The organism is Vibrio sp. YT-16 (assembly GCF_033337405.1).
Lineage (GTDB): Bacteria > Pseudomonadota > Gammaproteobacteria > Enterobacterales > Vibrionaceae > Vibrio > Vibrio alginolyticus.
Genome location: NZ_JAWOQQ010000013.1, coordinates 109,063 through 121,328, shown reverse-complemented (window position 1 = coordinate 121,328; position 12,266 = coordinate 109,063). Strand labels below are relative to the sequence as shown.

Sequence of the window (12,266 nt, the reverse complement as noted above, 5' to 3'; positions counted from 1 at the left end):
AATACTGATGATTTTTAGGGAAACTCTGAGTAAAAGAGTGTGCCTCAACAAGATTCCTGATCTCGCCTAGGCTCGTCGGAATGACGTGGTTTGGATATATTGAAAAGGGACAGTGTTGGTAGCCATCCCCTTATCACACACTCTCGCTATATCTCATTCCAAACGCCAGACAAACAAAAAGGCCCTCAAATGAGGGCCTTTAGTATATCAATGTTCAAAATAGATGAGTCGAGTTCTAGAAGAACACACGGAGTTTGCGCGAGCAAATGAGTATGTTCGACACCGAAATCGACTCATTCTATGAAGAACAGTTAGGCATAAACCGGTAGACGCTTACAAATTTCTAGCACTTTCTGTTTAGTCGCTTCGATAACTTCTTCGTTGCCGATGTTATCTAGAACGTCACACATCCAGTTTGCTAGCTCTTTTGCATCTTCTTCAGTGAAGCCACGGCGAGTGATCGCTGGCGTACCTACACGGATACCAGACGTTACGAATGGGCTGCGTGGGTCATTTGGTACTGAGTTCTTGTTTACAGTGATGTTTGCTGCACCTAGTGCCGCGTCTGCGTCTTTACCAGTGATATCTTTGTCGATTAGGTCAACAAGGAACAAGTGGTTTTCTGTACCGTTAGATACGATTTTGTAGCCACGTTCTTGGAACTGACCAACCATTGCTTTTGCGTTTTTCACTACGCGAGCTTGATAAGCTTTGAACTCTGGCTCCATCGCTTCTTTGAACGCTACTGCTTTACCAGCGATAACGTGCATTAGAGGGCCACCTTGACCACCAGGGAACACTGCTGAGTTCAATTTCTTGTACATATCTTCGCCAGCATTTGACAAGATAAGACCACCGCGAGGACCTGCTAGTGTTTTGTGCGTCGTTGTTGTTACCACGTGAGCATGCGGTACTGGTGTTGGGTATTCACCGGCGGCGATAAGACCAGCTACGTGCGCCATATCAACAAATAAGTAAGCACCTGCTTTGTCAGCGATTTCACGCATGCGTTTCCAATCAACGATTTGCGAGTAAGCAGAGAAACCACCGATGATCATCTTAGGTTTGTGTTCAAGTGCTAGCTGTTCCATCTCGTCGTAGTTGATTTGACCAGCTTCATCGATACCGTAAGGGATAACGTTGTAGTGCTTACCCGAGAAGTTTACTGGTGAACCGTGAGTTAGGTGACCACCGTGCGCTAGGCTCATGCCTAAAACTGTATCGCCTGGGTTAAGAAGCGCCATGTAAACTGCGCTGTTTGCTTGAGAACCTGAGTGAGGCTGTACGTTAGCGTACTCACAACCAAATAGTTGGCATGCACGCTCAATTGCTAGTGCTTCAGCTTTATCTACGTACTCACAACCGCCGTAGTAACGCTTACCTGGGTAGCCTTCAGCGTATTTGTTCGTTAGCTGAGAACCTTGCGCTTCCATTACACGTGGGCTTGTGTAGTTTTCAGAAGCGATAAGTTCAATGTGTTCTTCCTGGCGAAGAGTTTCTTCCTGGATAGCTGCGAACAGTTCCGCATCGTAATCTGCGATGTTCATATCACGCTTAAGCATCTGTATCTCCTGACTCAGATTAGTACTGAAAGTTGCAAAAAAACTGTTGAATGACCCGACGCAAACGTTTTCGTCACCCTAATGGCGCGCATTCTACATAATTTGATTTAGGTCATAAAGAGAAATTTACAATTTTTCTCATGCAGTTTTTTCATGATGACAAGCAATGTTTATCATGCCAGCATTGCAATCGCATAACGACAATCTATTGCCTGTCAAATTTGTGCTTTACACCCTGTAAAACAGCAATTACATAGGTTTACCGTAAATTTTACCCTCTAGCTACCGAAAAGATCATCTTTTTACTACTATGCACGCCTTATTTATCACTAATGACTGCAACATTGATGGAAAAACACTCATTAAAAGAAGACTGGATAGCGATTCTCACGGGTACCTTTTTAGTAGCTCAAGGCGTTTTCTTTCTCCAATCCGCGAACCTTCTAACGGGAGGCACGACTGGATTGGCTCTGCTTATTAGCCAATTTACACCTTTTACCTTTGGTGTGCTGTACTTTTTAGCAAACAGTCCTTTTTACTTACTAGCATGGAAACGCTTCGGCCGTCATTTCGCCATTAATAGTGCCATTTCTGGCGCGTTGGTTTCTATCTTTGCCGATCATCTTTATTTGCTAATCTCGCTCGAATCGGTAAATGAAGTTTATTGCGCCGTCGCAGGCGGGCTTTTAATGGGGCTCGGTATGCTGATCCTATTCAGACATCGCTCCAGCTTAGGTGGCTTTAACGTGCTGTGTTTGTTTATCCAAGACAAATTTGGCATTTCAGTTGGCAAAAGCCAAATGGCAATCGATGCATGTATCCTGTTTGCTTCATTCTTCTTTGTCACACCAGAGGTGATTGGCCTTTCAATTTTGGGGGCGTTTGCACTCAATGTCGTGTTAGCGATGAACCACAAACCGCACCGCTATTCCGTGACCTACGGTTCATAAATTTTTGATAATGATTGAAGCGCGATTTATAAGATTTCGCGCTCCAATCGCTATATAATACTTCGCGATTTCCAAATAGATCGGTACGGTATGCGCGACTTTCTGCAACAAGCTAAACAGACTCACAGTTGTATTGCGATTGGAGAGCTGATCTATAACCCGAAGACACAGAGCCTTCATCAAGATGCTATCGCGATTGATCTTGAACCTCGCACCATTGAATTATTAGAACTGCTGTTAACAAGCGTTGGCCACCCACTCTCTGCTGACACCATTATTGAAACCATTTGGCAGAGCAAGTTCATCTCTAAGAATGTGCTAACGAACCGCATTAGCACCTTACGTGCCCTGCTACAGCAGTACTTACCCGAATACGATGCCGCTAAGCTTTTAGTCACTTACCCCCGCAAAGGCTACTTTCTTAACCCTGCCAATATTCGTTTGGTGCCACCAGCGAAAAGCCATCGACGCGTTATCCCAACTCAGGTGGCGAGTAATAAGAACTTCAAGCTGATTTTTGCTTATAGCTTGTGTGCCATACTTGCAGTTTGTAGCGTGACGCTCGCAAGCTTGTTATGGCAACGCCAAGAAATCTCAACACAACAAACACGTCATCAACTACTGATTCCCAAAGTCGAGCTACTACTCAACCGTGTCGATTCAATCGGCTCTCAGGCGCGAAAATACCGCATACTGGTCAAAGCCATCTTGCTGCAACAACAGGTCGAATATCCATACACCGACATAGCCAACCAAGATGCTCCCAGTTACTTTCTTGATCCTATCGGTCATGCGCCATATTTCCCTGGCGCACGAAACATGCAGACCAGCGACTACGAGCTCAATATCGAGTTAAAAGACAGCACAAAACAGGACATCTTGAAAGCGCAGATGAACCTTATTTATCCTGCGACGGGCAAGCTAGCGTTTCGCAATGAGTACACACTGCGTTTATCTGACTTACAATCGGATATTTTCCAAATGCACTCGGATGTCGCGCAATACTTCAATCTGCCTGCACCTTCGGCAAGTACGTGGCAGCTTTCGGATATTCACAAAAAAATGTTATTCGAGAATGCCTTTTCTAGCCAACCTCTCCGACAATCTGATGAGTTTGCGGCTATAACAACGGCAAGACATCTCGCCTTATACGAGCACGAACATCAAAAGCTGGAAGCATATTTAACTCAAGTGCAATCGTCGTTTGATGTTTTGCCAGATGAGCTGAGCCTTTGGTTAGGTCTATTGCATTTCAAATTAGGTAACTTAGACAGGGCAAAAGCTCTGTTAACGACACCAGATGGCGACTCACGTATCCAAAACGCACTGATTTATACCTTTGTGTCTCACATTGCTTATAAGCAGAACAAACTTGAACAGTTCCGTCTCAACTACATGGAATCACTGGTGGCGCTGCTGCGCGTTTTACCTTCCGAAACCTTGTTTGAGCGTCTTTCTCAATCTGAATCAAAAGAGACTTGCCTCCAACCGTGGAAAACGTTGCGTGTTAGTGTGACCGATCAAGAAATCATAAGCCGATGGAAAGCGCTCATTAACGAGTATTGCACTAACGTAGCCAACGAAATAACCCCAAATAAAACAAAGACCTAAATATAAAATTAAGCTTTCATTAACCCCTGTTATCTTTTGTTTTTTGCCCTTTTTCTCTCACTGAACTTAGCATGCTCGCATTCAAGCAACGGCCCAACATGAAGCGGCCTTATCAATCAGGAATGTAAACCATGCTAAACAAAATGACGCTTATCGCAGCAGCAACTCTGGCTCTTTACGGCTGTGGCGGAGGTTCGTCTTCTGGCAGTGCGAATCCAAACAAAGTGCCTCAAGAAAGTTTCGACGTCTCGATTCACAACTCCATTTTCGCTCCTATACCAAACACACAATTGAGCTATTCGTTTAGCTTGGATGGCCAACCAGAGGGCGACATGAAACTGAGCTTCCAAGCGATGGATAGCGAGCAAATATTGGCAGCATTGGCACAAATCCCAAACAGCGAGGCAATGGTCCAGTTGGTTAATGACTTGGTGAACTACGGCGCCGAACAGTTCTACTATTCAGACGAGCAGTACAACGACGACGAAGAGAGCAATACGCTTTACTTTGCAGGATCAGATGGTGCACTCCATGAAATCACTGACGCTTATTTCATTGGTCATCAGTTTATTGCCATGCTTATGCACAGCAGTCCGATTTTCCGCCTAAACGGTGACGACGTAAAAGAGAAAAGCCCGAATATTGACATCGGTGAAGAAACTATGTCTCTGCAAACCACTCTTACAGGCTACGCAGTTCACAACCTTCTAGACCGTTTTGAAGATCATGAGTGGGTACAAAACCTTCCTATGACAGCATCTTGCCAAGTGGTTTGGCAACAGCAAATCCGAGAGACTGGTGTGCGTAAAGCGTTCTCGATCTCAGGCAAGAAAATTGAAGCGGCATACCTGATGGAAGAGAACATCTACAACCTAAACTGTGATGATATGGAATCAATGGAGTTCGCCACTTCGGCAGAACGTTGGTTTAATCCGAGCTTAGGTCTGATTGAACAAATTGAACTGCTGAAAGTACAACAAGTACAAATCAATGAAGAGAAAGTGCAGCTAACAGCGATTGAAACAAAATAAGCTAGGATATCTCAATAAAAGAAGGCTTTGGGGAGCACACCAAAGCCTTCATCTCGAACATCAACCTTAGGGGGTGATGACACCCGAGTTTATTCTTCTATCAATAAAATACGAGTTTCGTAAGGTCGTAACACTTGATGGTTTGACGCGACTGCGCTCGCTGAGTTTTGATAGTTAGATAGCAAGTTTTTCGCTTTACTCATATCAAAACGTTCTGGCAGAACGCATTCCACCTCTTCTGCGTAGTAGTTATTGATACACAGCAGCGTTTGCTTATCGTTCTGACGAGCGTAAGCGAAAATACGTTTGTGCTCTGGCAGCAGGTCCTCGTAACGGCCATCGGTGATAACTGGAACCTGTTTACGCAGTTCAATCAGACGCTTGTAAAAGTAGAACACCGAGTTCAAATCGGCAACCGCAGCTTCAGCATTGATTTCAGAGTAATTCTGCGCCACTTCAAGCCACGGCGTGCCCTCAGTAAAGCCCGCGTGTTTTGCACTGTTCCATTGCATTGGTGTACGTGAGTTATCACGCGACTTCTGTGCCAAGATCGCCATCATATCGTCATGAGATACACCATCACGGTTGACCATGATGTCGTACATGTTAGTACTTTCAACATCACGATATTGGCTGATTTCGGTATAACCCGGGTTGGTCATGCCGATCTCTTCCCCCTGGTAAACATAAGGTGTGCCTTGCATCATGTGCACTGATGCCGCAAGCATCTTGGCAGATTCAACACGGTATTGCTCGTCGTTACCTAATCGGCTCACAACGCGTGGCTGGTCGTGGTTACACCAGAACAGCGCCCCCCACCCTTTGCCATTTAAGCCCGTTTGCCAATGATTGAAGATCTGTTTTAACTGAATGAAATCAAACGGCGCTTTGGTCCATTTTTCACCATTTGGATAATCGACTTTCAGATGATGGAAGTTGAACACCATGGATAGCTCTTTGCCGTCTAGCGAAGAATATTGCTGGCAGTGATCTAGTGTGGTGGAAGACATTTCACCCACTGTTACGCTGCCGTATTTTTGAAACACAGATTCGCTAATCTCTTGAAGGTATTCGTGCACACGTGGACCATCCGTGTAGAAACGACGACCATCACCAATATCGTCACTTGGAAAATCTTGCTGCTTGGAAATCAGGTTGATAACGTCGAGACGGAAACCATCGACACCTTTGTCTGCCCAGAAGCTGATGACTTCTTTCACTTCTTCACGCACTACTGGGTTTTCCCAGTTTAAGTCCGCTTGCTCTTTAGCAAAAAGGTGCAAATAGTACTGGCCTGTTTTTTCATCCAGCGCCCAAGCGTTACCACCAAACTTAGATTGCCAGTTGTTTGGTTCTACACCATCTACCGGATCTTTCCAAATGTAGTAATCACGGTATGGGCTGTTTTTATCACCCAGTGCGGATTGGAACCACTTGTGTTCTGTCGACGTGTGGTTCACTACAATGTCCATGATAATACGAATGCCCAACTGATGCGCTTCTGCTAGCAAAGTATCGAAATCTTCCATAGTGCCGAACTCAGGGTTGATCGAGTAGTAATCGGATATGTCATAACCGTTGTCGATCATTGGTGATTGGTAAACCGGCGTCAGCCAAATCGCATCCACACCAAGATGCTTAAGATAATCCAGCTTAGAAATGATCCCTTTGATGTCGCCCGTGCCTTTACTGCCACTGTCACAAAAGCTTTTTGGGTAAATTTGATAGATGGTTGCGGTTTTCCACCAGCTCTCATCATGCTTGGTCATAGCCATTTCTAACACTCACTTACCAGTAATCGGAAACTTAAAATTTGAAAAGAAAAATAGGAGGAGGCAGCCAAGTCACTGCCTCAAATAGAATTACGCGTTTGCAGGCTCAAGCTCACCTTTGGCTTGTGCACGCTTATAAAGAATTAACGTTAATGCAGCAGGTACCAGCATTGCGACTAACATAGCCAAAGCAAAAATGCCCCAGAACTGCGGTTGGATAGATAAGATGCCCGGCAAACCGCCCACACCGATACCGTTCGCCATTACGCCCGCACTACCACAAATAGCAGCAGCACACGCACTACCGATCATCGCGCTCAGCATTGGGAACTTGTATTTCAAGTTGATGCCGTACATCGCCGGCTCGGTCACACCAAGGTAAGCAGAGATAGCCGCAGGTACTGAGATATCACGCTCGCCATGTTTTTTACTGATGATAATGATGCCGACGACCGCAGACGCTTGAGCAATATTTGAAAGCGCAATCAGAGGCCAAATTGGCGTGCCGCCTAGCTCTTGCATTAATTGAAGGTCAACCGCGTTGGTGGTGTGGTGAATACCAGTAATGACCAATGGCGCGTATAGGAAGCCGAAGATGGTTGAGCCAATCATTGCGAAGTCACCCGTCATGGCTGCTTTTGCTGCGAAAGCAACGCCGTCACCCAACATACGACCGAATGGACCAATGATAGAGTGCGCAAGAATCACAGACACAATGATTGAGACAAACGGCACGACCACTAGGTAAAGGTAAGACGGAATGATGCGTTTTAAGTTGGTTTCAATAAACGCCAGAGCCATACCAGCAAGCATTGCTGGAATCACTTGCGCCTGATAGCCCACTTTTTCGATGGCGAATAAGCCAAAATCCCACACTTCGGGTACTTGCTTACCAATCAGGTAGGCGTTCATCAACTGCGGCGAAACCAATGTTACACCAAGCGTGATACCCAGAATCGGAGTACCGCCGAGCTTTTTCACTGTCGACCAACACACGCCAACTGGTAGGAAGAAGAAGATCGCCTCACCAATCAGCCATAAGAAAGAGTGTACCGTTGCCCAAAACTGGCTGATTTCCGTTAGCGTTTGACCATCAAACATCTTGATGTCGCCAATCACGTTACGGAAACCAAGGATCAGACCACCGGTGATGATCGCTGGTAGCAGTGGTACAAAGATTTCTGCAAGGTGGGAAATACCACGCTCAACGATATTCATGTTTTGACGAGCAGCGTTCTTCGCTTCGTCTTTGCTGGCTTCACTTTTACCCGTCAGTCCGATCAGTACCTTGTAAACTTCATCCACTTCAGTACCGATAACCACTTGGAACTGGCCTGCGTTGGTAAAACAGCCCTTCACCATCGGTAATGTTTCTAACTGTTTCGTATCTGCTTTGTCCGTATCATTTAGAACAAAACGCAAGCGAGTTAAACAGTGACTTACACTGGCAATATTGTCCGGCCCCCCGACCAGCTCAATAAGACGCTCCACGTCTTTACGCGCAATCTTACTCATAACTTTGTCCACCCTGTATTGGATACATTCGATTCATCATTTTGTTTTTATAAATGGGAACATTCCCATTTCTTAATTTTAATATTGCCATTCGAAGACAAAAAACAAAATGGGAACAGTCCCATTAATTGAGAATGATCACAGTATAATTTTAGAGCAGATCGTTTTAGTGTGGATTAACAAACGATAGGCTGTTGAGTAAAGTGAACCACTTCCTCATCACCATTTAATTGATTGATCAGCATGTTAGCGGACTTCTCACCTGCAAGGGTATAACCTGGGTCGACACTAAATACTTTAGGGAAAAGGAAAGAGAGCAATTCATTACCACCAACACCTGTCACAACCACGTCTTCACGGCCTAACTCTTGAAGACGCTTAATCACGCCCAACGCGATGGTGTCACTGGCGCACACGATGGCCTGAGTATCAGATTGAAGGACTTTGTCTACCAACTGATAAGCACTTTCATGGCTCAACTTACCCGTTTGGAAACAAGGTGCAATTTGCTTGCGTTGACACCAAGCTTTATAAGCATTTAGACGAGCTAAGCCAGTGGTTTTGTCTTCAGGATCAACACCAATATAAGCAATGCGAGATAAAGATTGCTGCTCAAGATGAGACAAAGCCATGTCTATCACACCTTGGTTGTCGTAGTTGATCGAAGAAACCATTTGCGTGTCCATCGCGATCACGACGATACGATTCCCCCACTCCGCCAATGCTCGCTCATCACATCCAGTAAAGCCAAACACGATCACCCCATCGACGTTGCGACGTTTAAGCACATCCAAATGTTCATTGGTTTTATCGCGATCGAATTGGCTCTCCATGATCACCGCATCATAACCAGCGGAATACAAAGCATTGAGCATTGTACCAACGGCGCGATTTTCTGATGGTGAATCTAAACGGGAGATGATAACCCCAATAACTTTTTGGCGGCCGCCACGCATTGATTGCGCAGATTTGGACGGCACATAACCAGATTCACGAATGATTTGCTCAACCTTCTCTCGCGTTTGGGGTTTCACTTTTGGATCGTTAGTAAGCACACGGCTTACTGTCGATTTGCCCACGCCTGCCAATTTTGCGATATCAAGAATGGTGAGTTTTTTGCTCATAAGTGTTCAGACTAAAAGAAGGAATCAAACAAAAGGGAAGCAGTGGCTTCCCTTATCTCAGTCAGTAATGAAGATTACTTGTTTAAGTACGCAGGCACATCTGCAATGCTATCTAATACTACCGTTGCAATGGCTTCGCCCTGTTCCGTTACTGGCTTACCAGTGCGAACCAAAATCTTAGTGCCAACGCCTGCCGCTTCTGCTGCCATCATGTCTTCAGCTTTATCGCCGATCATCACAGATTTCTCCATGTCGATCTTCAAGAAGTCACGCGCAGAAATGAACATGCCTGGTTTTGGCTTACGGCACTCACAATCTTGCTTGTACTCGCCAATGCCATGTTCTGGATGATGTGGACAGTAATAGATACCATCGAACTCAACACCATTATCAGCAAAGTTCCAATCCATCCATTGAGTCAGAGACAAGAAACGGTCTTCACTGAATTTACCGCGTGCGATGCCCGATTGATTCGTCACTAACACTAGAAGGTAGCCTTTATCTTTTAGCGCTTTCGTCGCTTCAAATACACCATCAATGTACTCAAAATCATGTTCGTCATGAACGTAGCCGTGGTCAACGTTTATCACGCCATCACGATCGATAAAAACAGCAGGTTTTGCCAAAACGTATTTCTCTATTAACTCGGTTTAATCAGATTATTACATACCTTATAAACTTCAACACTATCTAATTCATTCTAGGCCTCGACAAAACGGTTGATTTGTTGGGCAAGAATCGGTAAATCTGAGGGTGCCCCGCCGTCTACCTCCTGCTTGTTATCTATACATCTTCGTTTTAAAACAGAACATCCATACATTTAGACGTCTAGACGTAAAAATATCTATTGACTTCATTCTGCTTAACCCATAGCATCAACTGAAAATTGAGATAAAGCTCAACATTAAGTTCTGTCAAAGGCCGTTTTTGACAGCGAAGTTCCCCGTATCTTTGGGCATGTTGAAACATGATAGAAATAAAAAACGTCAATAAAGTGTTCTACCAAGGCAGTAAGGAAATCCTTGCCCTGAAAGACATTAACCTACACATCGACAAAGGCACCATCTTTGGTGTTATCGGTTCATCAGGTGCTGGTAAAAGTACGCTGATTCGCTGCGTAAACATGTTAGAAGCGCCGACCTCTGGTTCCATCATCGTTGATGGTGTGGATCTAACCAAACTCAGCAAAAAACAACTAGTCGAAACACGCCGTAACATTGGCATGATCTTCCAGCACTTTAACCTGCTTTCGTCTCGTACTGTGTTTGATAATGTAGCACTGCCACTAGAACTGGCAGGTAAAGACAAATCGCAAATCACAACAAAAGTAACTGAGTTGCTAAAGCTTGTAGGCTTAGCCGACAAACACGAGAGCTACCCATCTAACTTAAGTGGCGGCCAAAAACAGCGTGTGGCAATTGCTCGTGCATTGGCATCCGATCCTAGCGTGCTGCTTTGTGATGAGGCCACTAGTGCGCTAGACCCGGCAACAACTCAATCTATCCTTGAGTTATTGAAAGAGATCAACCGCAAACTCAACATCACGATTTTACTTATCACTCACGAAATGGAAGTCGTAAAAAGTATCTGTCACGAAGTAGCAATCATCGGTGGTGGTGAGCTGGTGGAAAAAGGCACCGTTGGCGATATTTTTGCGCACCCTAAGACAGAGCTAGCGCACCAATTCATTCGCTCAACGCTGGATCTTTCCATTCCTGAAGATTACCAAGCTCGTCTGCAAGCAGAGCGTGTTGATGGCAGCTACCCGTTGGTTCGCTTAGAGTTTACTGGCGCAACCGTCGATGCACCGTTAATGTCGCAAATTTCTCGTAAATACAATATTGATGTGAGTATTTTGAGTTCCGACCTTGATTACGCTGGTGGCGTGAAATTCGGCATGATGGTCGCAGAGCTATTTGGTAACGAAGAAGATGACAACGCAGCTCTTGAATACCTGCGTAAGCACAACGTAAAAGTAGAGGTACTTGGTTATGTCCTTTAATACGATTTCTGAATGGCTGAGCTTAAACAGCAAACTACTTTTAGGTGCAACGTGGGAAACGCTTTACATGGTTGCGGTTGCCGGATTAGTCGGCTTTGCTGTGGGTATTCCATTAGGCGTAATCCTCCATATTACTAAGAAAGGCGGCCTACTTGAAAACACCAAACTAAATAGCGGCTTAGGCGCTATCGTTAACATTGGTCGCTCAGTGCCATTCCTCGTACTGATGGTTGCGATTATTCCAGTGACAAAAATGCTAGTTGGAACCTTTATCGGCACAACCGCAGCAATCGTCCCACTGACTATTGGCGCCATTCCTTTTGTCGCTCGTCTCATTGAAGGTGCTTTATTAGAAGTACCGACAGGCTTGGTGGAAGCAGCGCAGTCAATGGGGGCGACACCAACACAGATCATCACAAAAGTTCTACTACCTGAAGCAATGCCGACTATTGTTAACTCAGTAACGATTACGTTGGTCACTCTCGTTAGCTACTCAGCTATGGCGGGTACGGTAGGCGGCGGCGGCCTAGGCGACGTAGCCATTCGTTACGGTTTCCACCGCTACGATGTAACTATCATGGCCGTGACTGTCGTGATGTTGATTGTTCTAGTACAGATTATTCAGTCTATCGGCGACGCAGTGGTGCGCCGTGTAGACCACAGATAAGCATCAAAAATACAAATTATAAGGAGATAAAG

General features: G+C 45.2%; 10 protein-coding genes. 5 read left to right on the top strand and 5 right to left on the bottom strand.

Features of this window, described 5'->3' with window-relative positions; translation table 11 throughout:
* Window positions 1-311 precede the first annotated feature (311 nt).
* Window positions 312-1,562 carry a serine hydroxymethyltransferase gene (gene glyA / locus R7F07_RS18890; RefSeq protein ID WP_005381985.1) on the bottom strand — a complete coding sequence of 417 codons (1,251 nt, stop codon included), beginning with the start codon at window positions 1,560-1,562 and terminating at the stop codon, window positions 312-314.
* A 347-nt stretch (window positions 1,563-1,909) separates the two neighbouring features.
* Here glyA and R7F07_RS18885 point away from each other — a divergent pair, with 347 nt between their 5' ends.
* The 3 genes from R7F07_RS18885 to R7F07_RS18875 all read left to right on the top strand — a co-directional run bounded on the left by R7F07_RS18885 (window position 1,910) and on the right by R7F07_RS18875 (window position 5,154).
* Window positions 1,910-2,512: a YitT family protein gene (locus tag R7F07_RS18885; protein WP_031780204.1), complete on the top strand. Its 603-nt coding sequence runs from the start codon at window positions 1,910-1,912 to the stop codon at window positions 2,510-2,512.
* A gap of 90 nt (window positions 2,513-2,602) precedes the next feature.
* Window positions 2,603-4,123 (top strand): winged helix-turn-helix domain-containing protein, encoded by a 1,521-nt coding sequence (locus R7F07_RS18880; RefSeq protein WP_047102066.1) that lies wholly within the window; start codon window positions 2,603-2,605, stop codon window positions 4,121-4,123.
* 131 nt (window positions 4,124-4,254) lie between these two features.
* Window positions 4,255-5,154, top strand: coding sequence for a hypothetical protein (locus R7F07_RS18875; RefSeq protein WP_047102068.1), 900 nt, complete (start codon window positions 4,255-4,257; stop codon window positions 5,152-5,154).
* Window positions 5,155-5,243: 89 nt separating this feature from the next.
* Here the strand turns inward: R7F07_RS18875 and treC are convergent, their stop codons facing one another.
* From treC to gmhB, 4 genes are all read right to left on the bottom strand, one after another.
* Window positions 5,244-6,929 (bottom strand): alpha,alpha-phosphotrehalase, encoded by a 1,686-nt coding sequence (gene treC, locus R7F07_RS18870; RefSeq protein ID WP_054576933.1) that lies wholly within the window; start codon window positions 6,927-6,929, stop codon window positions 5,244-5,246.
* 87 nt (window positions 6,930-7,016) lie between these two features.
* Window positions 7,017-8,441, bottom strand: coding sequence for a PTS trehalose transporter subunit IIBC (gene treB / locus R7F07_RS18865; protein WP_005383602.1), 1,425 nt, complete (start codon window positions 8,439-8,441; stop codon window positions 7,017-7,019).
* A 176-nt stretch (window positions 8,442-8,617) separates the two neighbouring features.
* Window positions 8,618-9,565: a trehalose operon repressor TreR gene (treR, locus tag R7F07_RS18860; RefSeq protein ID WP_171343016.1), complete on the bottom strand. Its 948-nt coding sequence runs from the start codon at window positions 9,563-9,565 to the stop codon at window positions 8,618-8,620.
* Window positions 9,566-9,639: 74 nt separating this feature from the next.
* Entirely contained in the window at window positions 9,640-10,191 is a 552-nt protein-coding gene (gene gmhB, locus R7F07_RS18855; protein WP_005381961.1) for a D-glycero-beta-D-manno-heptose 1,7-bisphosphate 7-phosphatase, read from the bottom strand.
* A 341-nt stretch (window positions 10,192-10,532) separates the two neighbouring features.
* Here gmhB and metN point away from each other — a divergent pair, with 341 nt between their 5' ends.
* On the top strand, window positions 10,533-11,567 hold the full coding sequence (gene metN, locus R7F07_RS18850) for a methionine ABC transporter ATP-binding protein MetN (RefSeq protein WP_005381962.1): 1,035 nt from the start codon (window positions 10,533-10,535) through the stop codon (window positions 11,565-11,567).
* A complete protein-coding gene (locus R7F07_RS18845; protein ID WP_005383604.1) occupies window positions 11,557-12,234 on the top strand; it encodes a methionine ABC transporter permease in 678 nt (225 codons plus the stop codon). Before metN ends, R7F07_RS18845 begins: the two co-directional genes overlap by 11 nt.
* The last annotated feature ends 32 nt before the right edge of the window (window positions 12,235-12,266 follow it).